Source organism: Pararhizobium sp. DWP1-1-3, assembly GCF_049896125.1.
In the GTDB taxonomy this organism is placed as follows: Bacteria; Pseudomonadota; Alphaproteobacteria; order Rhizobiales; family Rhizobiaceae; genus Pararhizobium.
In genome coordinates, this window is sequence record NZ_JAFCTR010000016.1 from 28,088 (window position 1) to 53,952 (window position 25,865).

Genomic DNA, 25,865 nt, shown 5'->3' on the forward strand with positions numbered 1-25,865 from the left:
GGAGATGTCACGCAGTGACAGAGGGGGGGTGATGCGGCGGACGCGGAGCCCCCGATAAAGAGGACCCATGGCCGATCCTGTATCCTTCATAAACTGGGGCCTGCTGGCACTTGAACCGCCCGGCTGGGGTGGCGTGCTGTTGCGCGGCCTGATGAATTCCATCGAGATCGCCATCGGCGGCTATGCCTTCGGACTGATGCTCGGCATTGGCGGCGCCTGCGGCAAGCTCTATGGCGGCCCGATCACCCGCGACCTGATGGAATGCTACACGACGATCGTGCGCGCCGTACCGGAGCTGGTTCTGATCCTGCTTCTCTATTATGCCGGCACCGACGCGCTCAATTACGTGCTTGGTCTCGTCGGCATCGGTCAGGTCGATATCAGCGGGCTGGTCGCCGGCATCTTCGTCATCGGCGTGGTGCAGGGCGCCTATACGACCGAGGTGCTGCGCGGCGCCATCAAGGCCGTGCCGGCCGGGCAGATCGAGGCGGCGCGCGCCTACGGCATGTCGCCCTATAAGGTGATGACCCGGGTGACCCTGCCCGCCATGCTGCCCTATGCCATTCCCGGACTTTCCAATCTCTGGCTGATCGCCACCAAGGATACCGCGCTGCTCGCCGTCGTCGGCTTCTCCGAACTGACGCTGGTCACCCGCCAGGCGGCCGGCTCCACCAAGGCCTATCTGCTGTTCTTCTGTGCGGCCGGCGTGCTCTACCTGATGCTGACGCTTGTCTCTGATGTCATCATCAGGATCATCGAGCGCCGGGCCCGGCGTGGCTTCGTGGAGCAGTCATGAGCGAGACGCCCACCACCGACATTACCACCCACGCCATGGCGATCACGCCGGAAGACCTGCCGACGGTCGAAAGTTTCTTCAAGCCGCACCGCATCGTTCTTTTGGCGATCGCCGCCGCACTGGTGTTCTGCATCGTCTGGTTCATGCGCTGGGATTGGATCCCGCAATATCTGCCGCGCCTCGGCTATGGCATCATGATCACGCTGGCGATGCTGTTCAGCACTGCGATCCTCGGCTTTCTTCTGGCCGTGCCGCTCGGTCTCGTCCAGGTCACCGGCCCATGGCCGCTGAAAGCGCTGGCAAAAGCGTTTTGCACCGTCGTTCGCGGCACGCCGCTGCTGCTGCAGCTCTGGCTTCTCTATTATGGCCTCGGCTCGCTGTTTCCGCAGTTTCCGGCCATCCGCCAGTCTTTCCTCTGGCCGTACCTGCGCGAATCCTGGCCCTATGGGGTCGCAGCGCTGACCATCTCCTTTGCAGCCTATGAAGGCGAAGTCATGCGCGGTGCCTTTGCCGGCGTTCCGGCTGGCGAGATCGAGGCGGCGCGGGCCTACGGCATGAGCCGCTGGACGCTGTTTCGCCGCATCTGGCTGCCGCGCGCCATTCACCGGGCATTGCCGACGCTGAACGGCGAGACCGTGCTGCAATTGAAGGCGACGCCGCTTGTCGCCACCATTACCGTCATCGACGTCTATGCCGTCATCTCCAAGGTGCGGCAGGATACCTACATCACCTACGAGCCGCTGCTGCTGCTCGCGCTGATCTATATGTGCCTGACAGCCATTCTTGTCTTCGCCTTCCGCTATCTCGAAAATCGCATACCAACCCGTGGTGCCTGACATGACCTTGAACGTGAACCTGACCAACTCCATGCCGGAACTGGTCGCCATCCGCCGTGACCTGCATGCCCATCCGGAACTGGGGCTCGAAGAGGTCCGCACCTCCAATTTCGTCGCCACCTGCCTTGAAGGCCTCGGTTACACCGTCACCCGGGGCCTGGCCAAGACCGGCCTCGTCGCCACGCTGAAGAACGGCACGAGCAACCGCTCGATCGGCATCCGCGCCGATATGGACGCGTTGCCGATCCTTGAGGAAACCGGGCTCGACTACGCCTCCAAGACCCCCGGCCTGATGCATGCCTGCGGCCACGACGGCCATACGACCATGCTTCTTGGCGCCGCCCGCGCCATCTCCGAACGCAAGAATTTCGACGGCACCGTGCATCTGATCTTCCAGCCGGCCGAGGAGAATTTCGGTGGCGCCAAGATCATGATGGACGAGGGCCTGTTCGACAAATTTCCCTGTGATGCCGTGTTTGCGCTCCACAACGAGCCCGGCCTGCCCTTCGGCCAGTTTGCGCTCAGGGAAGGTCCGATCATGGCGGCCGTCGACGAAGCGAAAATCACCGTTCACGGCCTTGGTGGCCACGGCGCCGAACCACAGGAAACCGCCGACCCGATCGTCTGCGGCGCTTCCATCGTCATGGCGCTGCAATCGATCGTATCCCGCAACATCCATCCGATGAACCCGACCGTCATCACCGTCGGCTCGTTCCACAGCGGCTCGGCCAGCAATATCATTCCGGAGCGCGCCGAGATCGTCGTCGGCATCCGCTCGTTCGATCCGAAGGTGCGGGACGAACTGGAACGCCGCATCCGGCTGATCGCCGAAAACCAGGCGGCAAGTTATGGCATGCGGGCAACCGTGGACTATCACCGCAGCTACGACGCGACGATCAACCACAAGGCGGAAACCGATTTCGTCCGCGATCTCGCCATACGCTTTGCCGGCGCCGACAAGGTTGTCGATCTCGAACGCGCCTTCATGGGCAGCGAGGACTTCGCCTATATGATCAAGGACCGGCCGGGCACTTATTTCTTCCTTGGCTCCAGCGTCACCGGAACTGAGAAATCGCTGCATCACCCCGGCTACAATTTCAACGACGACCTGCTGCCGATCGGCGCCGCTTTCTGGACCGAACTGGCGGAAGCCTATCTCGCCCGGCCATAACGGCTTAAAAAAGAAAAAGCCGCAGGAAGGGACATTCCTGCGGCAAGTCGGGACAGTGTAGGCACGTCTATCGCAAGATGCGATCAGTCGAATGTTCGGGCCTGCACGCGCGGCAAAGCTTTGACCGGCGGTGCAGCCCATCTGGATAAAAGCCTGGCAAGGGTGCGGTTGTCATCATGCAACGCGGACCGCTCGGCAGGTTTCTTATCGTCGATAGGAGAACCATAGCCGGTCGAATTTTCGGGCCGCTTAAGCCGATTGCTAAAATTTTATCGATGTCTCTTTTAAGGACAATCCCGGCCAAATCTTCCGGCATCCGATGAACCTGCAGAGCCTCGTTTGACCGCATGCAACTTTGCCGCAGGTGGGCGATTGTCGCAGTGTGACACTATGGTTGCAACGATGTCATTGACCTTTTGCACCAATAGCGCAGATTATGGCGCACGGGTTCAGGCGCCGGACACACCGCGAAGGCAGGGGACACGCCGGAGCGAAATCGGACACACCGACGGCCGCCAGACCTTTGAAAGGATTGTGCCGTGTTCGAGAGTTTTGACGCGACGTTGCTTGCTCGCATCCAGTTTGCCTTCACCGTATCGTTTCACATCATCTTTCCAGCCTTCTCGATCGGTCTTGCGAGTTTTCTCGCCGTGCTGGAGGCACTGTGGCTGTGGAAGAAGGATCAGGTCTACATGGACCTGTTCAACTTCTGGAGGACGATCTTTGCCGTCGCCTTCGGCATGGGCGTCGTCTCGGGCATCGTCATGTCCTACCAGTTCGGCACCAACTGGAGCGTCTTTTCCGACAAGGCCGGACCGGTCATCGGGCCGTTGATGGGCTATGAGGTACTGACGGCCTTCTTCCTCGAGGCCGGCTTCCTCGGCGTCATGCTGTTCGGCCTGCACCGCGTTGGCCCGAAACTGCATTTCCTCGCCACCTTCATGGTCGCCTTCGGCACGCTGATTTCGGCCACCTGGATCCTCGCCGTGAACTCCTGGATGCAGACGCCCGCCGGCTTCGGCATGAATGACGTCGGACAGTTCATTCCGCTCGACTGGTGGAAGGTGGTCTTCAATCCGTCCTTCCCCTACCGCCTGGTGCACATGGTGCTTGCCGCCTATCTCACCACCGCCTTCGTGGTCGGCGCGGTCGGCGCCTGGCACCTCCTGAAAAATACGGCACCCCGGCGTTCGCGCACCATGTTCTCGATGGCCATGTGGATGGCGACGATCGTCGCGCCGATCCAGATCATGGCCGGGGACTTCCATGGCCTCAACACGCTGGAACACCAGCCGGTCAAGGTCATGGCGATGGAAGGCCATTTCGACAGCCATCCGAATGGCGCGCCGCTGATCCTTTTCGGCATTCCGAACACCGCCGAAAAGCGCATCGACTATGCGATCGAGATCCCGAAATTTTCCAGCCTGATCCTCAAGCACGATCTGAACGCACCGCTGGCGGGCCTCGACACCATCCCGGACAATCTCGAGCCGCCCGTCGCCGTGGTCTTCTGGTCCTTCCGTGTCATGGTCGCCATTGGTTTCGCCATGCTCGGCATCGGCTTGTGGAGCCTGTGGTGTCGGGTGAGGGGCACGCTCGACAGCAGCGACTGGCTGCATCGGGCGGCCGTGTTGATGGGGCCGGCCGGCTTCGTCGCCGTGCTCGCCGGCTGGATCACCACCGAAGTCGGCCGCCAGCCGTATACGATCTACGGCCAGCTGCTGACAGCCGATTCGATCTCGCCGATCGCAGCACCTGCCGTCGCCGCCTCGCTGATCGCCTTCATCGTCGTCTACTTCTTCGTCTTCGGCGCCGGCACCTTCTATATCCTGCGGTTGATGAAGCGCCTGCCGCGCGATCCGATGCCCGATCTCGACGACGGGCCGATCAGAACCTCGGGCATCATGCCCGGGCCGGCGACCGGACACACCCATGGGAGCACACATCATGGCCATTGATCTTCCCTTCATCTGGGCCGCCATCATTGCCTTTGCAGTGCTCGCCTATGTCATCCTCGACGGGTTCGATCTCGGCATCGGCATTCTCTTCCCGTTCTTTCCGGAAAAGCGCGACCGCGACGTGATGATGAACTCCGTCGCCCCGGTCTGGGACGGCAACGAAACCTGGCTGGTGCTCGGCGGCGGCGGTCTGCTCGCGGTCTTTCCGCTCGCCTATTCGGTCATCCTGTCGGCCCTTTACGCCCCGATCATCGCGATGGTGCTCGGCCTGGTCTTCCGTGGCGTCGCCTTCGAGTATCGCTGGCGCACCAAGCGCGGCGAGTTCCTGTGGAACTGGGCCTTTGCCGGCGGCTCGATGGTTGCTGCATTCGCGCAAGGGGTGGCGCTCGGCGCGCTGGTTCAGGGCATCCCCGTGGCCAACCGTGCCTATGCCGGGGCGTGGTGGGATTGGCTGACGCCGTTTTCCATCGCCACCGGCTTTGCCATCCTGATCGGCTATGCGCTTCTCGGCTCGACCTGGCTGATCATGAAGACGACCGGAGAGCTGGCCGAAAAGGCCCGCAAGATCGCGCTGCGCACCTGCTTTGCCACAATCGCTGCGATGGGCATCGTCAGCCTGTGGACTCCGTTTCTCAGGCCGCAATATCTGGAGCGCTGGTTCAGCTGGCCAACGGCGGTCTTCAGCATCATCGTACCGGTATTGGTACTCGGTTGCTTTGCGCTGCTGCTCAAGGGTATCCGCGGCAAGCGCGATGCCCAGCCGTTTCTGGCGGCGCTGGGCCTGTTCGTCCTCGGCTTTGCCGGCATCGGCATCAGCTTCTACCCCTATATGGTGCCACCTTCGGTGACCATCTGGGATGCGGCGGCGCCGGATTCCAGCCTTGCCTTCCTGTTGTGGGGTGCAGCCTTCCTCGTGCCGATCATCCTGATCTATACCGGCTATGCCTATTGGGTCTTTCGCGGAAAGATGGATCCAGAGGAGGGCTACCACTGATGCCAGCTGAGAACAGCCTTCCGAAAAAACTGCTGTGGTTCGTCGGCTTGTGGTTTCTCGGCGTGCTGACCGTCACCATCATCGGCTTTGCCATCAAACTCTCGCTCGGCGCTTGAAGCGCGCCGGGCAGCGCGCCTCTCCATGCAAAGCTTCGCTCAAGTTTCCCGCGCTACCTCTAAAGCACACGTCAGCAGACAATGCCTTCCGCTGCGAGACAGGACCGCACCCTCCTCGACGCAGAAGGTACTTGCCTGCTGATGTGACCATTTTCCGGATTGGCCACGCGCAGTGACGGTTCGGCAAGGACCGCTGACGTCACGAGGCAAGCCATGACCAAACTCTCGATCTGCATTCCCGTGGAAACCGCCGCGCAGGACGCCCTGCCGCTGGTGACGTTGCTCCTGGAAAACAAAAGCGCAGACTTTGAGATCGTCATCGCAAAACCTGCAGATGTCGCCCTCTCCGGCGCCCTTCTCGATCTTGTTGCCAGCGCTGCAAAAATCGTGATTGCCGATGCAGACGCGGGGACCACCCGCCAGCGCCTGTGGCGCCATGCGACTGTTGCCGCCAAGGGCGACTGGGTGGCGCTGGTCAATCCCGGCGATGTCATCGAAACCGATCTTGCAACAATGGTCGCCTTTCTCGAAACCACGTCGCCGGGTGTCGATGCCCTGGCATGGAACGCCTTCCAGATCGACCGCCATGCGGAACCCGGCAAGGTAAGCTCGGTCGCCATCCCGGCCAATTACCACATCGAAAAGCTCGACAAGACCATCATGTTGAAGTCTTTCTTCTATTGGGAAAACAGCCTCAACAGTCCGAAAATGCCGTTTGGCCTCTACCACGCCGCCATTCGCCGGTCGCTTCTGGATGCACTGTTGCAACTGCCGGAGCCGCAGGACTGGTCGACGCCGGTGCCGCAATATGAATGGGCGGCCAAGGTGCTTTTGTTCGCCAATGAACTGGCCTTCTGCGGCCGGCCGATGTCGGCGATCAATGTCGTACCGTTTGTTGCGCAAGAGCCGCTTCATCCTTGGAATTTCCCGTTCCATTCCGGCATCGGCATTGCCGGGGCGGTGGCAGAGGTGCAGTTTCACGTTCTGCGTGAACTCGGTACTCCGTGGTCCGGCGGCAACGAAGCTTTTGTGCGCGCGCTGATGATCGACTGCATGATGGAAACCGGCCGCGAGGCTTACAAGAGCAAGGGCAACGCCTATTTCGCCGCGCTGAAGGAATTCGAAGGCGGCCATCTCGCACCACTGTTCCGCCCGGAATTCCATGAGGTTCGGCAAAAGGATCAACGGCGAGGCCTGCATGACGGCGCGCTGCTGATCGATCGTTTCATCGCCGGCGCGCGTGACGCCAGGGAATTTTACGCGACGGTCAAGCTGATGATGGCCCCGGTCGGGCTGATCTGCGGTGGTGATCTTTATCGCAAGGGCACGAAAGCGGCATGAACCAGACCGCATCGAGAATCTCCTATACCAAGCCCTCGATTACCGAGCTGGAAGTCGCCTATGCTGCCGACGCCGCCGCCCATGGCTGGGGCGACCGCTGCTACGATTACATCGTCCGGTTCGAAGAGGGCTTCCGCCGCCATCTCGGTGTCGCCCACGCGATCGCCACGTCGAGCTGCACCGGCGCCATGCATATGGGCCTTGCAGCGCTTGGCATCGGTTATGGCGACGAAATCATCCTCGCCGAAACCAACTGGATCGCCACGGCTGCACCTATCGTCCATCTCGGCGCTACCCCGGTTTTCGTCGATATCCTGCCCGACAGCTGGTGCATCGATCCGGCCGAGGTCGAGCGCCATATCACGCCGAAGACCAAAGCGATCATCGCCACGCATATCTATGGCAATCTATGCGACATGGAGCGCCTTCTTGAGATCGGGCGCCGCCACGGCATTCCGGTCATCGAGGATGCGGCCGAGGCGATCGGTTCCGAATGGCACGGCCGGCGCGCCGGATCGATGGGCACGTTCGGCACGTTCTCCTTCCACGGCACCAAGACACTGACAACCGGCGAAGGCGGCATGTTCGTCACCAGCGACGACGCGCTGTTCGAGAAAGTGCTGACGCTCAGCAATCACGGCCGCGCCCGCGCCCAGAAAAAGCAGTTCTGGCCGGATGATGTCGGCTTCAAGTACAAGATGTCGAACATTCAGGCCGCGCTCGGCTGCGCCCAGCTTGAGCGCATCGGGAGCCTGATTGCCCGCAAGCGCGAAATTCTCTCAAGCTATGCCGAAAGACTGAAAGCCTATCAGAGCATCAGCCTCAACCCCGAGAACACCGGTACCGTCAACGGCGCCTGGATGCCGACCGCCGTGTTCGACCGCGATATCGGCATCAGCCGCGAAATGCTGCAGCAGGCGTTCAGCGCCGCCAATATCGACGCGCGCGTGTTCTTTCATCCGCTGACCAGCCTGCCGATGTTTCCGGAACGGCGCGAAAACCGGCATGCCTGGGATATCCCCGAACGCGCCATCAACCTGCCGAGCTACCATGACATGACCGAGGAAGAGATCGAACGCGTCACCGGCGTCATCGTCAGCCTGATCGACAGCCGGGCAGCCGGCGAACTACCTCTGGCAAAATCCGCTTGAAAAAAAAGCCGGCCATCACTCGCCGCCGTCCAAGTGGCCTTCGATAGCCGTCCTGAATGACAAAGGCACCACATCCCATGACAACCAAAGACGATCGCCAGGAATTTGAAGCGCACCGGCAGGAAATGTGCCTGGCGCTTGGCCAGGACAAAGAGGTCTTCAAGCAGTCGATCGACACGATGCTGGCGCTCGACACCTACGACTATTCCTACCTCTGGAGCTGGATGGGCGTGCCGATCATCCAGCTGCCGGCCGATATCATGGCAACGCAGGAAATCGTCTGGAACACCAGGCCCGACATCATCATCGAAACCGGCGTCGCGCGCGGCGGCTCGATGATTTTCATGGCCTCCCTGCTGGCGATGACCGGCAACGACAAGGGCAAGGTGATCGGTGTCGATATCGACATCCGCGCTCATAACCGCGAGGCGATCGAGACCCATCCGATGGCGAGCCGCATCGCTCTTATCGAAGGCGGCTCCGTCGATGACAGCACCTTGCAGGCCGTGCGCGATCTGATCCCCGAAGGTGCAAGGGTCATGGTCGTTCTCGACAGCGACCATTCCTATGGTCACGTGCTGGCCGAATGCCGTGCCTATGGCGCTCTGGTGACGCCGGGCTGCTATCTCGTCGTGGCCGACACGGCGGCAGGCCATCTGACCGAAGACCAAGCCCCGAAAAAGCGCTCGAAATCCTGGTTCAGAGGCAACGATCCTTTGACCGCGGTCAATGACTATCTCAAGGAAAACGATCGTTTCCAGGTCGATCCGGTGATCAACGGCAAGCTCGTGCTTGCGTCGTCGCCGGGCGGATACTGCGTCCGCCTGCCCGACGCGGCCTGACACACATTCTGTTCCGGTTTCAAGACCCGCGTTTCGCCACGGCAAGACGTGGGTCTTTGCATGTCTGTGTCACCGTTTTGCGAATGAGAAAGGGCCGCGCCCCGACCGGCGGCGCAGTCAGACCGCCAGCGTGATCTTGTCGATCCGGCCGCCGATCTGCGCACCGATATAGAGATTTTCGTAGCATCTGGCCGGAAACCCGGCCTCCTTCATATGGAATGCAGTCTCGTCGATGTCGTAGCCGACGCGGTGCAACTCGATGCGCCCCTCCTCGAATATCGCAAACGCAGCGCGCGGATCGCCATCGCGCGGCTGGCCGACGGCACCGGGGTTGCAGAACGTCTTGCCGTTCACATCGAGTAGAACCTGGACATGCGTATGCCCGGCAAAGAATGTCTGGGCCCCTGCGGGAATATCCGTCTCTGCAATCGCGTAGAGATACTGATCGACCGGGTCCTGCCAGCCACCATGGATGAAATAGGTCGAACCGTCGATGATATGGGAACGCGACTGCGCCAGCCAGGCGACCTGCTCCGGCGAGATGATGCCGCGCTGGTACTCGGTAATATCGGACACCAGCTTCGAGCGCGGGCAGCCCTCGCCGCTGACTATGTAGTGATCGTGATTGCCGAGGATATTGACGACACCGCGATCGCGCAGCAGATCGACGCATTCGCCCGGTTGCGCATAATAGCCAACGACGTCGCCAAGCGAGATGATCGTTTCACAGCCAAGCGCATCGATCTTTTCCAGCACCGCCTTCAGTGCCGGCAGGTTGCCGTGAACGTCAGAAATGATCGCGATCATGTCACCACAAGGTCTTCGTAATAACGCCAGCCGCGACCGGAGCGGATCTCGGGTGGCGGCGGTCTCTTGCCAAGCAGATAATATTCAACCGACATGGCCGCCTCGTTATAGCCGAAGGCGGCACGCAGCGAGGTGCTGCTGGAAAAGCGCGGGTTGATCTCCAACAGATAAGGCGTCCCGCCGTGCATGCGGAACTGGTAGTTCGTCGGCCCCACCGGCTTGAAGAGCGCGGCGAGCCGGGTCACTGCGTCAACCAGAACAGGGTGATCGACAACCTCGGCATATTGCGTATTACCGGCGACAGAGAGCTTTCGCCGGAAAATGATCGGCGGAAGCGCCGTGCCGTCGCCCAAACCGAAGGCGCCGACGGTGAATTCCTGCTCGTCGCTGCCGATGAATTTCTGGATGAGGAATTCGTCCCTGCTCTTGCGGCTCCAGTAATTGAAATCATCCTCGTCGCGTAACACCGCGATACCCCGCGAGCCATTGCCCTGACGGGGTTTCAAGAGCAGCGGCAGGCCCAACTCTCGAACGCACTCCGTCCAGCCCGCTCCGAGCAACGCCGGAATGGCTGGCAGACCGAGCCGCTCCAGTTCGAGACCGAAATCCCATTTGTCCTGCGCCAGTTCGATAATCCCGGGATCGTTGAGGACGATGCGCGCATCGAGATCGGCGAACGCTGCCCGGTTGCGGCTGAAGAACAGCACGTCGAGTTCAAGCCCTGGCAGGACGAGATCGATGGCTTCGTCGACCAGCAGGCTTTTCCAGAAGTCGAGATAGGCGTCCGAACTCTCGTCAACTACCGGCTTGGCAAAAAACGCATCACACCAGTAAGGCCCGATGCCGTTTGGATCGCGATCCACACCGATGACCCGCACCGAAAGCCCCGACAAACGCAGCGAGCGGATGATCCCCTGCCCGATCAGCGCCCCGACCGCCGTGACCACGACGGTGATCACGTCTCCTGGCTGCTTCGGTTCAAACATCGTCATGTCAGGTCCATCGGTCCAAAAGCTGCCGCCGTCTGCGCATCGCGGATCATCGCGATGCCGTCGCGCATGCTGATCGCGGGCCGAAAATCCATTCGCTCGAAAGCCTTTGCGGAATCAGGAAAGTGGATCGGCCGGAACGGCGTTTTCTCGGGCACAATGACGGAGCGGCCGCCCTTCCCGAAGACATCAAAGGCGATATCGGCAATCTGCTCTATCGTCAGTGATTCTTGATGAGCGACATCCAGAACACCTGACACATCGCGTTCGGCGGCGCGGATCATCAGATCGGCCGCATCCCGGACATGCAGGAAATTGCGAACCCCATCCGAGCGCGGCATGCGGATATCCTGCCCTTGCGACGCATAGCCAATGATACGCCCGAACCACGCCTGATGAGCGCAGCAGCGGCCCTCGGTATCGAACAGCTGGGAAAAACGCAGGCTGCAGAAACGAATGTTCTGCTTTTGCAGTGCCCAGTCGAAAACCTGCTCGGCGATGCCCTTGCTCAATCCGTAGGAAGTGAAATTAGCAGGATCCAATGTCTGGTCCGACGAGGCCGATCCGGCGTAGACCAGCGCCGTAGCCTTCAAATCCCGTACCAATCCAGCAACTGCAATCGCGCTTGCCGCATTGGCCGCGAAGTTCTGGCGGAGCCCGTCCTCATTGTCGCCGGCAAAGCTCGCCGCGCAATGGAAAACAACGTCGGCCGTCACATCAACGGGTACTTGAGCGACAGGGGCCATAAGATCGAAAACAATATCATCCGCCTGGGATCGCCCAACGGTCACCGTCGCGATGCCCCGCTGCTGCAGCCGCTCAATCAACTGGCTGCCAAGCATGGACCGTGCGCCGATGATGGCGGCAGTCTTCATTGCACGGTGGCTTCCATCAGCATCGCAACGCACAGGTCTGGAAAATCGACCCCTACGCGCAACATCGCCTCGAGATTTTCCTGAAAGTCCGGCAACGTCTTGAGGACGGCCAGCGGCAGCGGCTTGAGGTAAATCCCCTCTTCGAGGCTCACCGCATAGCCGTGGCTCTGTATTTCCTGCTTCAGCGTATCGCGGCAATATTGACGCTTGTGGCCAAGAGCATGGTCGTTGGCATTGAGATCGTAGATATCATCGATCTTGCCAAGCTCGACACCAAGCCGCCGGTTCATCGACTTGGCGTTGGGAACCGCGACGAAGATGCGCCCGCCCGGCTTCAAAAACCGCTTGAAGCGGTCAAGCAACATGCCCGGATCGTCGACATGTTCCAGAATGAAGCCCATGACGATGACGTCGAAGCGCTCGTCCGTGTCGAAATTCTCGAAATAGGAGAACACGACTTCGCCGGCGAAATCCGGGCTTTTTTCCTTGAAGAGATCGATAACCAGCTGCGAGCCTTCGATGATCACATGACGATCGCAGGCTGCGTTGAAAAGACCCGGCGTATAGCCATGGCCGATGCCCAGCTCAAGAATGGAGCCGACCGAGCCGAACCGCCGGATGATGCGCTCCGGATACCAGTTGAGAATAAGATCATTCTCGATCGCCGTCGCGGCATTCGGCAGATACTCGGATGAGACTGCATCGAGATTTTCCGTCGTCATTGCGTGAATTCCTTCCAACCGATCGTTCCCGAATGAATCAGCCCGGCGCCCGCAAAACCGCAATTGGCGATCAGATCCAATGCGGTCACGTATGGGGTGAAATCGCCGTGCAATTGTGGATAGGGCGTGCGCTGGTAACGCATGTATTCAACGGAGATGCCTTTCTCCTCGAACAGCCCATGGTTCAGATAGTTTCGGGCGCCATGCCCGGTGACGTAAACCGTTCCCTGCAGATGCTCGACGATGTCGCACACCCGTTCGCTGCTTGCGCCTGGCACCGGCAATGTCTGCGATGAGAGGAACTGCGGCCGGTCCAGGCCGAAATAGGCGGCGAGCTCCAGCATCGACTGACGGGATATGTCGGCGACCGTCGATGCGTCCTGCGCGAAAACGCGATCTACCACGCCCAGCATCTCGTCGCGAAACGGTGCCTTCAGATAGGACTGACGCAGGATTTCGCGATGTTTGCTCCGCCAGTCGGTGCGGTCGTCCAGCATTACTTCGTCGATCCGCTGGCCGAGATGATAGTCGCGCAACGGCAGCGTCAGCCAGCTGACGCCGTTGATGCCCTTCACCTGGACACGATTGCTGAAACTGCCCTTGGAATATTGAACGTCGTCATAATGAACGAAGACATCCGCCAGACGGATCTGCTCCAGCAGACCCACCCAGGGAAAGTACATCGACTGTGAAATAACGATATTCCGGCGCATGATCTCTTCAGGACATCGCTCGATGGTTTTGCGAAAGGACCTCCATGCGATCCTTCGGCGGAGAATTCGACAAGGCTAAACTACCGAGGGGGTCTTTCGCGAGGCTGACTGAGACATTGCCATCCCGCCATCAGGCAGCCCTGAAGTTCGCGGGTAGATTCAGCACCATTGCCTCCTGCGGCGCAAGCATCTGGGCGACGAGATGATAGAGCTCCGCCGGCGTCTGAACGCCGCCAATCTCCTCGTCGATATAGAGCTGCTCGTCCGATATGCCGGTGAAGACGGGCGCTCCTGTTGGATCGACAAAATCGCCCGGCTTGAAATGCTTCAAGTATTGGCCGCCCTTCCATTTCGAAAAGACGTCGCGATAGCCTTCGATGGTCCGGTCGTTGTCAGCAGAGGTCGACATGATGCTGCAGCTGTTGCCGCAGGCTTCAGCAAAATTGGCTTCCCAGCCCTTCATCGGGCTATAGCCGTAGCGCGACAGGAACCAATGCTGCACTTGTGCGATAGCAGCGGTCAGTCCGAGGACGGAGGGAAAGGGGAAATCCTGCATGTGCGGGTCGTTATTGATATCACGCCCGGTCTCGGCGGTAAAAATCGCCATCTGCTGCAAGGACTCATCGACCGTCTTGATCTTCGCCGAATTGCTCTTGGCGCAGGAGCCCAGCACCGAGAACGGCCGCCCCGAGTAGACCATGTGCTCGGCAGTCACTAGAACCTTGCAGATATTCTCGAAATCGACGACCGGATATTCGCAATATTTGCCGCCGAATTTCGCTTTCATCTTGTCCATCACCTGCTTCGATACGGCGCCGTGATAGAACCCGAACGCCATGTTGGGGAACGCGCTGCCGCCCCTCCAGGAAAAGAATTCATGATAGGCCGTTGACCGGGGAACCCGATACACACCGGTGTCGAGATTGACGGCGACATTACAACGCTGCGGCCGGTTTCCAGGCCAGTTGAACGTCAGGCGGCTCCAAATGAGGACATCCATCGCCGGCTGTTCGGCCTGGGACCGCCGGATCAGGTCGGCAACATTGACATCGACGTAATCATCATCGCCAATCATGCAGATGAATTCGCCGGTGGCGGCCTCCACGCTCCGATCCCAATTCTCGACCATCGGCAAGACCCGGTCCACCGAAGGCAGATATTTCACCCGCGGGTCGCCAAGAACCTCCTCCATGAAGTCGTCCATGATCGACGGGTCATCCGAGTTGTCGGCGAAAACATACTCGACGTCCATGCGCATGTTCGCCAGCAGACTTCTGATCGTTTCCTGGAAATAGGGCTGGCGGTTACGCGATGGCACACAAATCGTCAGTTTCGGCTGGGCGAACATGAAGTTTCTCCGTTTGCCGCAGACTAGCCGGGAAGGCTTTTGCGAAGCTTGCCCGCGACCCTTTGGTCATAAGTCCGGTTTTCGGCTTTCCAGCCGCTGCATGGCTTGGTAAGCACCGTCGCATGCGGCCCTGCGATGCAGCAGCGCGGTGATGACGTATCCGGAGACCCTTATGCAGAAAAGCCCGGCAGACTGTGCTTCGATGGCCGAGATCCGCGTCGAGATCGACCGTATCGATCAAGCCTTGATGGCGCTCTTCCAGGAGCGCTGGGGCTATATCGGCAGAGCTGCAGCCATCAAGAAACCGGCAGGTCTCAAGGCCGACATCCCCTCGCGCGTCGATGAAGTCCGCTTGAATGCCCGCCGCAACGCCGGCTTGGCGGGGCTCGATCCGGATTTCTACGAGGATATCTGGGCACGCCTGATCCAGCATTCGATCGAGCATGAGATGGGCATTCTGGGGGAAAGCGGACAATAGCCGCAAACCGGCGTTCAACCAATCTTGAGGCTGGCCGTGTCGGCTTTCTTGGCTGGCACCTCGGCCGTGGCCTCGGGCAGTGCGGCGATGGCGCCGTCCGCTATGGATGCACCGTCAGCGTCGGTACCGCTGTCACGAACTTGCCACCCCAATCGCTGATATACGAAAGTTGCTGTCTGATTTCGGCTTGAAGGTTCCATGGCAGTATCACCACTCTTTCCGGTTTTTCGGCTTTGAGAAATTCTTCCGTGACAATCGGGATACGGCTGCCGGGAAGCAGCAGGCCCTGCTTGGCGGGGTTCTTGTCGACGACGAACGGCAAGAGGTCAGGCTTGACGCCGGAGAAGTTGAGCAGCGTGTTGCCCTTGGCCGCAGCGCCATAGGCTGCGACTTTCAGGCCGGCCCGCCGGCTGTCGATCAGGAAGGTCAGGAAGCCATCGCGCACGGTTTGCGCCGCCGCCTGGAAGTCCGTGTAGAAGGCATCCGTGAGCATGCCGGCAGCCTGCTCTTCGGCGAGCGTTGCCGCCACGGCCGCGGTGACCGGATGTTTGCCGCTGTCGCTGCGCTGCGCAAACACCCGCAGGCTGCCGCCATGCCAAGGCGTCGTTTCGACGTCAAAGACGGACAGGCCGTTGGCTTCAAAGACGCGGCTGACGGATGTCAGCGACAGGTAGGAATAGTGTTCGTGATAAGCGGTGTCGAACTGCGCCTCGCGCACCATGTTCAGCAGGTGCGGAAACTCGAAGGTCGCGACGCCGTTTGGCTTCAGCAACCGCGTAAAGCCGGCAACGAAATCGTTGATATCGGGCACGTGGGCGAGCACATTGTTGGCGGCCGTCAGATCGGCGGAACGGCCTTCCGCCGCAAGTTTTTCGCCGAGTTCCGCGCCGAAGAATTCCTCGACGATCTCGATACCCTTCGCCCGCGCAGCCGCAGCAGTGCTTGCCGTGGGTTCGATACCGAGGCAGCCAATGCCGCGCTCCCTGGCATATTGCAAGAGATAGCCGTCATTGGCGGCGACCTCGACGATATGGGAGGCTTGGGTCAGGCCGAAACGGGCCTGCATATCGGCGACATAGCGCTTGGCATGCTCAAGCCAGGAGGTCGAAAACGAGCTGAAATAGGCATAGCTCGAGGAAAAGAACGTCTCGCGATCGGCAAAATCCTCGGTCTGCACCAGGCGGCATTCCTGGCAGCAGCGGATCACCAGCGGATACCAGAGTTCCGGCAGATGCCGTTCACCGGCATTGACATAGGAATTCGACGGCGGCGCGGTGCCGAGGTCGAGAAAGGGCACCATATGCGTCGATCCGCAGTGACGGCATTTCATGCGGCTACTCCACGATAGTCCGGCGACAGCAAAGGATGCGCCGCATCGCGCGGCGACAGGTTGGCGACCGGCAAAGGCCAGTCGATGCCGAGTGCGGGGTCCTGCGGATTGAGGCCCCCCTCGGAAGACGCCGCATAAGGCTCTGAATGGGCATAGATCATCCGCACGGCATCGGTCAGCGCCTGAAAGCCATGCGCGAAACCCTTGGGGATCAGCAGCGAACAGGCATTGTCTTCGGACAGCTCGACGGCGAAATGCTGCAGAAACGTCGGCGAGTGCGCCCGGATATCGACGGCGATGTCGAGGATGCGGCCACGGGTGCAGGTGACGAGCTTGATCTCGGCATGCGGCGGCATCTGGAAGTGCATGCCGCGCACCGTGCCCCTGTGGAGCGTGCCGGTCTCGTTCAGTTGTGCGATGCGCCCCTGCCAGCCGAAGGCCGCAAGGTCTTCTTCGCAGAACAGCCGCGACAGAAAGCCGCGATCGTCCGACATGGTTTTGCGGCGGATGACGCAAAGCCCCTGGAGCGGCGTTTGGTGCGCCGTGAACCGCGCGCTCATCCGGCCGCCCGCAAAGGTTCGTCCTTGGTGGCAAGTCCGGCAAAATCGCGGATATCGCCGAGGCACAAGTCAAGCGCCGCCTGTCCCTGCCCTTGCGCTCTATACCACTCCATCGTCCGCTTGACGGTTTCCACTAGCCGCCAGCGCGGCTGGTAGCCGAGATCGGCGCGTGCCTTGGCACTGTCGAGCACCAGGTAGCCCGCTTCGTGCGGACCATCCGTGCCATCGCCGAGAACCATGGCGCCGCCGCCAAAATGCCGCTCGGCCATTTTCAGCACGGCGCCGACGGAGGCGGCCTCGCCGTGATCCGGACCGAAATTGTAGCTCTCGGGACCATCCGGCATCTGCCATAGGCGCTCCGCCAATCTCATATATCCGCCGAGTGGCTCAAGCACGTGCTGCCAGGGACGCACGGCGCGTGGACGGCGCACCTGCAATGTTTCGCCACGCTGCCATGCCCGCACCGCATCCGGGATCAGCCGGTCTTCGGCCCAATCACCGCCGCCGATGACATTGCCGGCGCGCGCCGTGGCAAGACCGATTTTGCGGGCGGCAAAGAACGAGGCGCGATAGCTCGCCGCGACGATCTCCGCTGCCGCCTTGCTGGCGCTGTAGGGATCGTGGCCGCCGAGCGGATCGCTCTCCATGAAGGCAAGGCCGGTCTCGGCATTGTGGTAGACCTTGTCGGTGGTCACCACGACGATCGAGCGCACATCCTCCGAGACCCGCAGGGCATCGAGCAGATTGGCTGTGCCGATGACGTTGATATCGTAGGTTTCGGCCGGATTGCGGTATCCCGCCCGCACCAAAGCCTGCGCTGCCAGATGAAAGACGACCTGTGGCTTGGTCTTCAGCACATGATGGGTGACGGCATCGCGATCGCGGATATCGATGATGCCCGGCCCCTCCATGCCGCCGCCGAGCAGCAGATGCAGGGAAGGCTCCGTCTGCGGAGCCAGCGAAAGGCCCGAGACGTCGGCGCCCAGTTCGCGCAGCCAAAGCGACAGCCAGCTGCCCTTGAAGCCGGTATGGCCGGTGACGAGCACCCGTTTTCCGCGCCAGAATTCGTTTGTCATAGATATCACCAGCTCTTCCACGGCGGGGCGCCGCTCTGCCATAGACTTTCAAGGTGGTTCTTGTCGCGCAGCGTATCCATCGGCTGCCAGAAGCCGTCGTGGAAATAGGCCTGCAACTCGCCCTCTCTGGCCAGTCCCATCAATGGATCGCCTTCCCAACTTGAATGATCCGCCTCGATCCGGTCGATGACGCGGGGGGAAAGCACGAAGAAACCGCCGTTGATGAAACCGCCTTCGCCTTCCGGCTTTTCGATGAAGCCCTGGACTTCGGTGCCTTCCAGCTGCAGCGCGCCATAGCGTGCCGGCGGCCGGACGGCGGTCACGGTCGCCTGCTTGCCGTGGGTTTTGTGGAAGGCAATGGTCTTGCCGATATCGACGTTGCTGACGCCGTCGCCATAGGTGAAGCAGAAAGCCTCCTCATCCTTGAGGTAGGACGCGACCCGCTTGAGGCGGCCACCGGTCATCGAGCTTTCGCCCGTGTCGACCAACGTGACGCGCCAATTCTCGGCGCTCTGACGGTGAAATTCGATCGAATTCTGCGACAGATCGAAGGTGATGTCCGACATGTGCAGGCCGTAATTGGCGAAATACTCCTTGATCACATAGCCTTTGAAACCGCAGCAGATGATGAAATCACGCACGCCGTGGGCGTAGTAGAGCTTCATGATATGCCAGAGGATCGGCCGTCCACCGATCTCGATCATCGGCTTCGGCTTCAGATGGGTTTCTTCGGCGATGCGCGACCCCAGGCCGCCGGCAAGAATGACAGCTTTCATCCGCCCCTCCCGTTAGACGCAAAGACGATCGCGAGCAGTGCCGGCGATGACTTGGCGAGAGGAAGCAGAAATGCGGCCGGCCCGCGATCGAGCATCACCAGGCCCATGTGCCGCCTTCGACTGCAATGCCAGAAGCCTTGCAGTCATACGGTCTTTAAGGCGCGAAAACTCCATCATGCTCCGGGTCCAGTCAGTCTATTCTGACCGGTACCCTAGAGGGTGAAACTGTCGTCAAACTGGAGAGGTCGCCCGGCTTTGCGCTTGGCGACCCTACGTCAGCGTCAGAAAGACACCGAACCGACTGTATCTTAGAAGGAATTTTTCCGCATCAGATGCAATTCCCAATCCAGCGCACTGCGGATGATGCCGTTCAGATCGTCATATTGCGGTACCCATCCAAGCTCCTGCTTGGCCAGCGCCGGATTGGCGACGATCATCGCCGGGTCTCCTGCACGACGCTCCGAAAACGTCACCGGAAAATCTTCGCCGTGCACGTGGCGCACGGCATCGAGCACTTCGAGCACGGAAAAGCCGTGGCCGTAACCGCAATTGGCCGCCAGCGACCCGCCACCGGCGCGCATGCGCTGCAGGGCCTTCAAATGCGCCTGAACCAGGTCCCAGACATGGATATAGTCGCGCACGCAGGTTCCGTCCGGGGTCGGATAATCGGTTCCGAACACGCTCATCGACTGGCGTTTGCCAAGCGCGGTGGCGCAGGCAACCTTGATCAGATGGGTGGCCAGTGCGGAGGATTGGCCGCTGCGTCCCTTCGGATCGGCACCGGCGACGTTGAAATAACGCAACGCCGTATAGGTGAAGGCATGTGCGGCCGCGGTGTCGCGCAGCATGATCTCGGTCATCAGCTTCGATGAACCGTAAGGCGATTCCGGCTTAAGGTTGACGCTTTCCGTCACCGGTTCGAGCACGTCCGGCGTTCCATAGACGGCAGCCGTCGAGGAAAACACGAAATAGGGGATACCCGCCTCGACCGCGCTGGCGATCAGGCTGCGCGATTTGACGGTGTTGTTCTCGTAATAGCCGAGCGGATCGGCGACCGATTCCGGCACGACGATCGAGCCGGCGAAATGGATGATGGAGTCGATGTCGTTGTCGGCAAAGATCTGCTGCATCAGGGCCGTGTCGGCAATATCGCCTTCGTAAAAACGGGCTTCGGGTGCGATTGCCCAGCGAAAGCCGGTCGACAGGCGGTCGATGACGACGACCTGTTCGCCCGCATCGAGCAATGCCCAGACCATGTGGCTGCCGATATATCCGCCGCCGCCCGTTACCAATACCGCCATTGCCTGCTCCTGCGCTGTTCAAGTGAGCGGGATAAAACCCGTTCGCGACGCGTTTCACAAGACTTTTGTGCGCTGCACAGCAGCCGAAGGCGGTTCAGAGTGCGGCGATATAGCCAGCCAGCCGTTCGGCAGCGATGGCGATCTGCCTGGGATCACGCAGAAAACAGGCACGCATGAACAGCGATCCGCCCTCGCCGAAGGCGGTGCCGGGTGCGAGGCCAACCCCGGTCTTGTCGACGATATCCAGCGCTGCACGCCGGGCATCGGTGACGCCATCGATCTTCAGGAAGGCGTAGATCGCCCCGTCCGGTTTCAAGGTCTGCACCCGGTTGGTGGCGATCAGCGCATCGCACAAAAGGTCGCGTGAACGGGCGGCCTTGGCGACGTTTTCCGCGACGAACGCATCCCCCTGGTCCAGCGCCACCACAGCACCCGCCTGGATGAACTGGGCTACGCCCGATGTCGAATACTGGATCAGGTTTTCCAGCACCTGGCCGATCGCCGGCGGCGCCACGATCCAGCCGGCCCGCCAGCCGGTCATCGACCAGTTCTTCGAAAACGAATTGACGAACAGGATGCGCTCGTCCTCCTCCATCACGTCGAGGAAGGACGGGGCGCGATCGCCATTGTAGGAATAGAGCGCATAGATCTCGTCGGCGATGATCCAAAGACCATGTTTGCGCGCCAGTGCCAGAATGGCCTTCAGGTCGTCATGCGTGGCCGTCCAGCCGGTTGGATTGGAGGGCGTATTGACGAACAGAGCCCGCGTCTTTTCCGTGATCGCCGCCTCGAGCTTGCCGATGTCGATCTGCCATTTGCCGTCCTCGAAGCTCAGCGGCACGGCGACGGCACGCACGCCGGACAATTCGGCGCTGGCGGCAAAGTTTGGCCAGGCCGGGGTCAGGAATACCATCTCGTCGCCCGGCGAGGTCACGGCCTCGATGGCAAGCTTGATGGCCTGCATGCCGGAACCGGTCACATAGAAATTGTCCGGCGACAGCGTTTTGGCGAAATGCCGCTGGTAATAGCGCGACAGCGCCTCGCGTAATGTCGGGATTCCGCGCTGCCAGGTGTAGAAGGTCTCGCCGGCTTTCAGCGAATCCTGGGCCGCTTGCGAGATGAAATCCGGCGTCGGCAGATCGCCCTCGCCCGCCCAGAGCGGAATGAGCCCGTCGCGCCCGCGCGCATAATTCACCAGTTCGACAATGCCGCTTTCAGGGGCAGAAAGCGATCGGGGGCTGAGGCTGGCAAGTATGGTCATCGGCGGGCTCCCTCGCGCATAACCCCGAAAATTGGAACCGATTTTCGCGGTTATGCGCAGCTAAAAAATACTAGAGCACCTTTTGTGCGCCCAATCGGGCGCGCGGCGCTCTAGTTGCCCGCCGCTTCTACCTGTTTTTCACATCACGATCACGCGATATTCGGTGACGGATTTATCGATTCTGGTGATGTATCGACACCGGCCTGACGATCGCGAAACGCGTCTTATACGCGCTGTGTTTTCAGGAGATCGCGGATTTCGGTGAGAAGCTGAACGTCCACCGGTGGCGGTGCTGCCGGCTCTTCGTTCTTCTGCTTTTCCAACGAAACGCGCATCTTGTTGACGGCCTTGACCATCAGGAAAATGATCCAGGCGAGAATGAGGAAGTTGATCACCACGGTCAGAAAGTTGCCATAGGCAAAGACTGCGCCCTGCTCGCGTGCCGCAGCAAGCGAGGTCGCCGTTACTGTGCTGGAGAGCGGGAAGAAGAAATTGGAAAAATCCAGGCCGCCCGTGATGGCACCGATGACCGGCATGATGATGTCGTTGACCAGCGAATTGACGATCAGCGTGAACGCGCCACCGATGATGATACCGACCGCAAGGTCCATGACATTGCCCCGGGCAATAAACGCCTTGAATTCATTTATCATTACTCTCTCCTTGTCTAAGACTGAAACCAGCTGCGGCGGCCTGTTCCTACGCAACCGGGTACAGGCCGGATGCTAACCGAAATCAAAATCATGTAAATCACGCAATCGAAATTAGCCTTGCATATATCGGTCGCGGAGCCCTGAAAAAGAGTTGCGGTTTCTTTGACTTAAGGCTTAGGCCGGGCCGATTTTCTTCGCATCCGTCTTGTCCTATGCTCTGGTGGAGGACAAGGAGGAGATATGCTCACGGGCTCGATCATTTTCGGGGCCGCCTTCGCCTATCTGCTGCTGCTGTTTGCGGTGGCAAGCTATGGCGATCGCAAGGCGCGCAAGACCGATCCTGCCGGCAGAGGCAGGCCGCTGGTCTATGCCTTGAGCCTGGCAATCTATTGCACATCCTGGACCTATTTCGGCGGCGTCGGTCTTGCTGCCGAGCGCGGATTGGAATTCACCGGCATTTATATCGGCCCTATCCTGATGTTCACCATCGGTCTGCCGGTCATCCGCCGGATCATCGCGCTCGCCAAGGCTGAGAAACTGACCTCGGTTGCCGATTTCATCGCCGCGCGCTACGGCAAGAACCCGATGGTTGCCGCCATCGTCGCGCTGATCTCCTTGATCGGCGCCATTCCTTATATAGCGCTGCAGCTCAAGGCCGTGTCGAGTTCGGTATCGGCGATGGTCGATACCAGCGGCTATGGCATCGGTTCCGGCCAGGACTTCATCGACCTGCCGCTACTGGTGACGCTTTTCCTTGCCTGTTTCGCCATCGTTTTCGGCACGCGCCATACCGATGCGACCGAGCATCAGGACGGGTTGATCCTGGCAATCGCCATGGAATCAGTGGTCAAGCTATTGGCTCTGGTCACCGCCGGGATCTATGTGATCTTCTTCCTGTTCGACGGCCCGAGCGACCTGTGGGCGAAAGCTCTTGCCAACCAGCAGGTGATGACGGCGCTGAACTACCAGACGCCGCTGCCGCGCTGGATCCTGCTGATCGTTCTGTCCTCCTTCGCCATCATCATGCTGCCCCGGCAGTTCCATGTGACGGTGGTCGAGAACCGCACGGAAAAGGACCTGCGCACCGCAGGCATCCTGTTTCCGATCTACCTCGTGGCCATCAACCTGTTCGTGCTGCCTGTCGCGATTGCCGGCGTGCTGACATTCGCCGGCAGCGGCGATGCCGACCTTTATCTGCTGACGCTGCCGCTGGCCGCCGACATGCCGGTCCTGACCATGATCACCTTCATCGGCGGGTTTTCCGCAGCGACGGCCATGGTCATCGTCGCGTCCGTGGCGCTGTCGATCATGATTTCCAACGATATCATCATGCCGGTGTTCCTGCGGCGCAACCTGATGGGCCGCGGTGGCTCGCAGGATGTGGCCGGCACATTGCTCAACGTCCGGCGCACGGCGATCTTCGTGGTTCTGCTGCTCGGTTACGCCTACTACCGCTCCGCCGACATGAGTTCGGGCCTCGCCTCGCTTGGCCTTCTTGCCTTTGCCGCCATCTCTCAAATGGCACCGGCCTTGTTCGGCGGCCTTGTCTGGCGCCAGGCAAACGCCCGAGGCGCGATTGCGGGCATGACGCTCGGCTTCATCGTCTGGGCCTATCTGCTGTTTCTGCCGAGCCTCGGCGGACCGGACAATTCGCATGTCGCGGCAACCGTTCTCGGTTTCCTTTTCCCGTTCACCTCCATCTTTTCCGGACCGGCAGCCGATCCGCTGGTCAATGCCTCGGCGCTCAGCCTGCTGGTCAACGTGCTCGCTTATGTCATCGGCTCGCTCACCCGGGCACCAAAACCGCTGGAGCGGCTACAGGCAGGCGTGTTCATCCGCCGCAAATCGCGCACTGAAAAGGCATTTCGCGGCCGCAAGACCAAGATCACCGTGCTCGACCTCAAAACCACGATTGCCCGCTATCTCGGCCAGGAACGGATGCAGCGCTCCTTCCAGACCTATGAGCGCCAGTCGGGCCGCTGGCTGGAGGATCACCTGCCGGCCGATATGGGGTTGATCCATTTTTCCGAACAGCTGCTTGGCAGCGCCATCGGCTCGTCCTCCGCCCGGCTGGTCCTGTCGCTGGTGCTGCAGCGGCTGGACGACACCTCGTCGGATACCGCCTGGCTGCTCGACCAGGCATCGGAGGCGTTGCAATACAATCAGGACATGCTGCAGACGGCGCTGTCGCAGATGGATCAGGGCATCGCCGTCTTTGATAGTTCCAACAACCTGATCATCTGGAACCGCCGCTTCCGCCAGCTGCTCGACCTGCCGGAAACCGCCGGTCAGGTCGGATTCCCGCTGGCGGATATCGTCTCGATGCTGACGCAGCGCGGGGATATCCGCAAGGACGACGGCAAGCGGTTGATTGCCAACTTCCTGACGCTCGACAAACCCTTCCTGCTCGAACTTTCCGGCGGCGCGCGCATCATCGAGGTGCGCACCAATGCCATGCCCGACAAGGGCATCGTCACCACCTATACCGACATTACCCAGCGCGTTGCGGCAGACATGGCGCTGAAGCAGGCGAACGAGACGCTGGAATTGCGCGTTGCCGAACGCACCGGCGAACTCACCCGCGTCAACAAGGAGGTGGCCGAGGCCCGGGCTGCTGCCGAAGAGGCCAATATCGGCAAGACCCGTTTCTTCGCCGCTGCCGGCCACGATATCCTGCAGCCACTGAATGCCGCCCGCCTCTATTCGTCCTCGCTGGTCGAGCGTCTCGGCGAATCGGAAAACAGCGTGCTGGTGCAGAACATCGATTCATCGCTGGAATCGGTCGAAACCATTCTCGGCGCCGTTCTCGACATTTCCCGGCTCGATACCGGTGCGATGAAGCCGCGCCTGCAATCCGTACCGCTCAACGACCTCTTGCGGCGCATCGAGACCGATTTCGCACCGGTCGCCCGCGCCGCAAACCTCAAGCTGACCGTCATGCCGACATCGCTGACGGTGCGCACCGACCCAAATCTCTTGCGCCGCCTGGTGCAGAACCTCGTCTCCAACGCCATCAAATACACGCTGACCGGCAAGGTGCTGGTTGGCGTGCGCCGCGAGGGTGGCGATGCGATCATCCAGGTGCTCGATTCCGGCATCGGCATCCCGGCGTCCAAGTTCCGCACGGTTTTCAAGGAATTCGCCCGGCTCGACGAGGGCGCCAAGACGGCTGCGGGCCTTGGACTCGGCCTGTCGATCGTCGACCGCATCTCGCGCGTTCTCAACCACAGCGTCGACCTGCAATCCAAACCCGGCAAAGGCACGCGCTTCCGCGTGCGGATGCCGATCGACCGCACGGCCGCCGGAAGCGTCAAGGCTGCGCCGTCCGAACTGCTGCGCACTGCCGAGCCTCTGCATGGCCTGCGTGTGCTGTGCATCGACAACGAGCCGCTGATCCTGGAGGGCATGAAGCTGCTGCTCGAGGGCTGGGGCTGCAATGTGACCACCACGCCCTCTCTCGATATCTGGCAGCAGGGCCTGACCGCCCATGACCTGCGCCCCGACGCGATCATTGCCGACTATCACCTCGATGACGGCACCGGCATCGACATGATCCGCGCCATCCGGCTCTATTTCGGTACCGACATCCCATCATTGTTGGTCACCGCCGACCGCTCTCCGGAAGTGCGGGCCAGCGCAGAACGCGACGGAATCACCCTGCAAAACAAACCCGTCCGCCCGGCCTCGATGCGAGCCTGGCTGACGCAGCTGTCGGTGTCGATGAAGGCAGCGGCGGAATAAACAAAATTGATTTTATAGTGAATTTGCTAT

General features: G+C 60.6%; 23 protein-coding genes. 10 read left to right on the forward strand and 13 right to left on the reverse strand.

What is annotated here, in order from left to right; all coding sequences use genetic code 11:
• Nucleotides 1–67 precede the first annotated feature (67 nt).
• From ACP7BS_RS24585 to ACP7BS_RS24620, 8 genes are all read left to right on the forward strand, one after another.
• On the forward strand, nt 68–796 hold the full coding sequence (locus ACP7BS_RS24585) for an ABC transporter permease (RefSeq protein ID WP_426240199.1): 729 nt from the start codon (nt 68–70) through the stop codon (nt 794–796).
• Complete coding sequence (locus ACP7BS_RS24590; protein WP_426229205.1) at nt 793–1,632, forward strand: ABC transporter permease; 840 nt, start codon at nt 793–795, stop codon at nt 1,630–1,632. The genes ACP7BS_RS24585 and ACP7BS_RS24590 overlap by 4 nt, the downstream gene beginning before the upstream one ends.
• A gap of 1 nt (nt 1,633) precedes the next feature.
• On the forward strand, nt 1,634–2,803 hold the full coding sequence (locus ACP7BS_RS24595) for a M20 aminoacylase family protein (protein WP_426240200.1): 1,170 nt from the start codon (nt 1,634–1,636) through the stop codon (nt 2,801–2,803).
• Between the two features lie 539 nt (nt 2,804–3,342).
• Nucleotides 3,343–4,761, forward strand: coding sequence for a cytochrome ubiquinol oxidase subunit I (locus ACP7BS_RS24600; RefSeq protein WP_426240201.1), 1,419 nt, complete (start codon nt 3,343–3,345; stop codon nt 4,759–4,761).
• A complete protein-coding gene (cydB, locus tag ACP7BS_RS24605; protein ID WP_426240202.1) occupies nt 4,751–5,755 on the forward strand; it encodes a cytochrome d ubiquinol oxidase subunit II in 1,005 nt (334 codons plus the stop codon). The genes ACP7BS_RS24600 and cydB overlap by 11 nt, the downstream gene beginning before the upstream one ends.
• A gap of 329 nt (nt 5,756–6,084) precedes the next feature.
• Nucleotides 6,085–7,212 carry a hypothetical protein gene (locus tag ACP7BS_RS24610; protein ID WP_426240203.1) on the forward strand — a complete coding sequence of 376 codons (1,128 nt, stop codon included), beginning with the start codon at nt 6,085–6,087 and terminating at the stop codon, nt 7,210–7,212.
• Nucleotides 7,209–8,363 (forward strand): DegT/DnrJ/EryC1/StrS family aminotransferase, encoded by a 1,155-nt coding sequence (locus ACP7BS_RS24615; RefSeq protein ID WP_426240204.1) that lies wholly within the window; start codon nt 7,209–7,211, stop codon nt 8,361–8,363. Before ACP7BS_RS24610 ends, ACP7BS_RS24615 begins: the two co-directional genes overlap by 4 nt.
• Nucleotides 8,364–8,440: 77 nt before the next feature.
• On the forward strand, nt 8,441–9,205 hold the full coding sequence (locus ACP7BS_RS24620; RefSeq protein ID WP_426229211.1) for a cephalosporin hydroxylase family protein: 765 nt from the start codon (nt 8,441–8,443) through the stop codon (nt 9,203–9,205).
• Nucleotides 9,206–9,322: 117 nt separating this feature from the next.
• On the opposite strand, the gene ACP7BS_RS24625 is transcribed toward ACP7BS_RS24620, so the two are convergent.
• From ACP7BS_RS24625 to ACP7BS_RS24650, 6 genes are all read right to left on the reverse strand, one after another.
• Complete coding sequence (locus ACP7BS_RS24625) at nt 9,323–10,012, reverse strand: metallophosphoesterase family protein (protein WP_426240205.1); 690 nt, start codon at nt 10,010–10,012, stop codon at nt 9,323–9,325.
• Entirely contained in the window at nt 10,009–11,004 is a 996-nt protein-coding gene (locus tag ACP7BS_RS24630) for an ATP-grasp domain-containing protein (protein WP_426240206.1), read from the reverse strand. Before ACP7BS_RS24630 ends, ACP7BS_RS24625 begins: the two co-directional genes overlap by 4 nt.
• On the reverse strand, nt 11,001–11,876 hold the full coding sequence (locus ACP7BS_RS24635) for an NAD-dependent epimerase/dehydratase family protein (protein ID WP_426240207.1): 876 nt from the start codon (nt 11,874–11,876) through the stop codon (nt 11,001–11,003). Before ACP7BS_RS24635 ends, ACP7BS_RS24630 begins: the two co-directional genes overlap by 4 nt.
• The gene (locus ACP7BS_RS24640; RefSeq protein ID WP_426240208.1) at nt 11,873–12,598 is read right to left on the reverse strand and encodes a class I SAM-dependent methyltransferase; all 726 of its coding nucleotides are present in this window, start codon (nt 12,596–12,598) and stop codon (nt 11,873–11,875) included. Before ACP7BS_RS24640 ends, ACP7BS_RS24635 begins: the two co-directional genes overlap by 4 nt.
• The gene (locus ACP7BS_RS24645; protein ID WP_426240209.1) at nt 12,595–13,311 is read right to left on the reverse strand and encodes a WbqC family protein; all 717 of its coding nucleotides are present in this window, start codon (nt 13,309–13,311) and stop codon (nt 12,595–12,597) included. The genes ACP7BS_RS24640 and ACP7BS_RS24645 overlap by 4 nt, the downstream gene beginning before the upstream one ends.
• Nucleotides 13,312–13,441: 130 nt before the next feature.
• Nucleotides 13,442–14,659 carry a glycosyltransferase family 2 protein gene (locus tag ACP7BS_RS24650; protein WP_426240210.1) on the reverse strand — a complete coding sequence of 406 codons (1,218 nt, stop codon included), beginning with the start codon at nt 14,657–14,659 and terminating at the stop codon, nt 13,442–13,444.
• A gap of 172 nt (nt 14,660–14,831) precedes the next feature.
• Between ACP7BS_RS24650 and ACP7BS_RS24655 the strand changes: the two genes are divergently transcribed.
• Complete coding sequence (locus tag ACP7BS_RS24655; protein ID WP_426240211.1) at nt 14,832–15,137, forward strand: chorismate mutase family protein; 306 nt, start codon at nt 14,832–14,834, stop codon at nt 15,135–15,137.
• 100 nt (nt 15,138–15,237) lie between these two features.
• Here the strand turns inward: ACP7BS_RS24655 and ACP7BS_RS24660 are convergent, their stop codons facing one another.
• From ACP7BS_RS24660 to mscL, 7 genes are all read right to left on the reverse strand, one after another.
• Nucleotides 15,238–16,467, reverse strand: coding sequence for a methyltransferase domain-containing protein (locus tag ACP7BS_RS24660; protein ID WP_426240212.1), 1,230 nt, complete (start codon nt 16,465–16,467; stop codon nt 15,238–15,240).
• Entirely contained in the window at nt 16,464–17,027 is a 564-nt protein-coding gene (locus ACP7BS_RS24665; protein WP_426240213.1) for a dTDP-4-dehydrorhamnose 3,5-epimerase family protein, read from the reverse strand. Before ACP7BS_RS24665 ends, ACP7BS_RS24660 begins: the two co-directional genes overlap by 4 nt.
• Nucleotides 17,024–18,103 carry a CDP-glucose 4,6-dehydratase gene (gene rfbG, locus ACP7BS_RS24670; RefSeq protein ID WP_426240214.1) on the reverse strand — a complete coding sequence of 360 codons (1,080 nt, stop codon included), beginning with the start codon at nt 18,101–18,103 and terminating at the stop codon, nt 17,024–17,026. The genes ACP7BS_RS24665 and rfbG overlap by 4 nt, the downstream gene beginning before the upstream one ends.
• 5 nt (nt 18,104–18,108) lie before the next feature.
• On the reverse strand, nt 18,109–18,879 hold the full coding sequence (gene rfbF / locus ACP7BS_RS24675) for a glucose-1-phosphate cytidylyltransferase (RefSeq protein WP_426229224.1): 771 nt from the start codon (nt 18,877–18,879) through the stop codon (nt 18,109–18,111).
• A 308-nt stretch (nt 18,880–19,187) separates the two neighbouring features.
• Nucleotides 19,188–20,180 carry a UDP-glucose 4-epimerase GalE gene (galE, locus tag ACP7BS_RS24680; protein WP_426229225.1) on the reverse strand — a complete coding sequence of 331 codons (993 nt, stop codon included), beginning with the start codon at nt 20,178–20,180 and terminating at the stop codon, nt 19,188–19,190.
• A 94-nt stretch (nt 20,181–20,274) separates the two neighbouring features.
• On the reverse strand, nt 20,275–21,441 hold the full coding sequence (locus ACP7BS_RS24685; RefSeq protein ID WP_426240215.1) for a pyridoxal phosphate-dependent aminotransferase: 1,167 nt from the start codon (nt 21,439–21,441) through the stop codon (nt 20,275–20,277).
• 224 nt (nt 21,442–21,665) lie between these two features.
• A complete protein-coding gene (gene mscL, locus ACP7BS_RS24690) occupies nt 21,666–22,094 on the reverse strand; it encodes a large conductance mechanosensitive channel protein MscL (RefSeq protein ID WP_426229227.1) in 429 nt (142 codons plus the stop codon).
• A 240-nt stretch (nt 22,095–22,334) separates the two neighbouring features.
• On the opposite strand from mscL, the gene ACP7BS_RS24695 reads away from it, so the two are divergent.
• Nucleotides 22,335–25,835, forward strand: a complete 3,501-nt coding sequence (locus ACP7BS_RS24695) for a PAS domain-containing hybrid sensor histidine kinase/response regulator (protein WP_426240216.1) — start codon at nt 22,335–22,337, stop codon at nt 25,833–25,835.
• The last annotated feature ends 30 nt before the right edge of the window (nt 25,836–25,865 follow it).

Excerpts from the sequence above, each read along its gene's own strand:
- ACP7BS_RS24585 (WP_426240199.1), top strand. The coding sequence starts at position 68 with ATGGCCGATCCTGTATCCTTCATAAACTGGGGCCTGCTGGCACTTGAA.
- ACP7BS_RS24590 (WP_426229205.1), top strand. The coding sequence starts at position 793 with ATGAGCGAGACGCCCACCACCGACATTACCACCCACGCCATGGCGATC.
- ACP7BS_RS24595 (WP_426240200.1), top strand. The coding sequence starts at position 1,634 with ATGACCTTGAACGTGAACCTGACCAACTCCATGCCGGAACTGGTCGCC.
- cydB (WP_426240202.1), top strand. The coding sequence starts at position 4,751 with ATGGCCATTGATCTTCCCTTCATCTGGGCCGCCATCATTGCCTTTGCA.
- ACP7BS_RS24610 (WP_426240203.1), top strand. The coding sequence starts at position 6,085 with ATGACCAAACTCTCGATCTGCATTCCCGTGGAAACCGCCGCGCAGGAC.
- ACP7BS_RS24615 (WP_426240204.1), top strand. The coding sequence starts at position 7,209 with ATGAACCAGACCGCATCGAGAATCTCCTATACCAAGCCCTCGATTACC.
- ACP7BS_RS24620 (WP_426229211.1), top strand. The coding sequence starts at position 8,441 with ATGACAACCAAAGACGATCGCCAGGAATTTGAAGCGCACCGGCAGGAA.
- ACP7BS_RS24625 (WP_426240205.1), bottom strand. The coding sequence starts at position 10,012 with ATGATCGCGATCATTTCTGACGTTCACGGCAACCTGCCGGCACTGAAG.
- ACP7BS_RS24630 (WP_426240206.1), bottom strand. The coding sequence starts at position 11,004 with ATGACGATGTTTGAACCGAAGCAGCCAGGAGACGTGATCACCGTCGTG.
- ACP7BS_RS24635 (WP_426240207.1), bottom strand. The coding sequence starts at position 11,876 with ATGAAGACTGCCGCCATCATCGGCGCACGGTCCATGCTTGGCAGCCAG.
- ACP7BS_RS24640 (WP_426240208.1), bottom strand. The coding sequence starts at position 12,598 with ATGACGACGGAAAATCTCGATGCAGTCTCATCCGAGTATCTGCCGAAT.
- ACP7BS_RS24645 (WP_426240209.1), bottom strand. The coding sequence starts at position 13,311 with ATGCGCCGGAATATCGTTATTTCACAGTCGATGTACTTTCCCTGGGTG.
- ACP7BS_RS24650 (WP_426240210.1), bottom strand. The coding sequence starts at position 14,659 with ATGTTCGCCCAGCCGAAACTGACGATTTGTGTGCCATCGCGTAACCGC.
- ACP7BS_RS24655 (WP_426240211.1), top strand. The coding sequence starts at position 14,832 with ATGCAGAAAAGCCCGGCAGACTGTGCTTCGATGGCCGAGATCCGCGTC.
- ACP7BS_RS24660 (WP_426240212.1), bottom strand. The coding sequence starts at position 16,467 with ATGAAATGCCGTCACTGCGGATCGACGCATATGGTGCCCTTTCTCGAC.
- ACP7BS_RS24665 (WP_426240213.1), bottom strand. The coding sequence starts at position 17,027 with ATGAGCGCGCGGTTCACGGCGCACCAAACGCCGCTCCAGGGGCTTTGC.
- rfbG (WP_426240214.1), bottom strand. The coding sequence starts at position 18,103 with ATGACAAACGAATTCTGGCGCGGAAAACGGGTGCTCGTCACCGGCCAT.
- rfbF (WP_426229224.1), bottom strand. The coding sequence starts at position 18,879 with ATGAAAGCTGTCATTCTTGCCGGCGGCCTGGGGTCGCGCATCGCCGAA.
- galE (WP_426229225.1), bottom strand. The coding sequence starts at position 20,180 with ATGGCGGTATTGGTAACGGGCGGCGGCGGATATATCGGCAGCCACATG.
- ACP7BS_RS24685 (WP_426240215.1), bottom strand. The coding sequence starts at position 21,441 with ATGACCATACTTGCCAGCCTCAGCCCCCGATCGCTTTCTGCCCCTGAA.
- mscL (WP_426229227.1), bottom strand. The coding sequence starts at position 22,094 with ATGATAAATGAATTCAAGGCGTTTATTGCCCGGGGCAATGTCATGGAC.
- ACP7BS_RS24695 (WP_426240216.1), top strand. The coding sequence starts at position 22,335 with ATGCTCACGGGCTCGATCATTTTCGGGGCCGCCTTCGCCTATCTGCTG.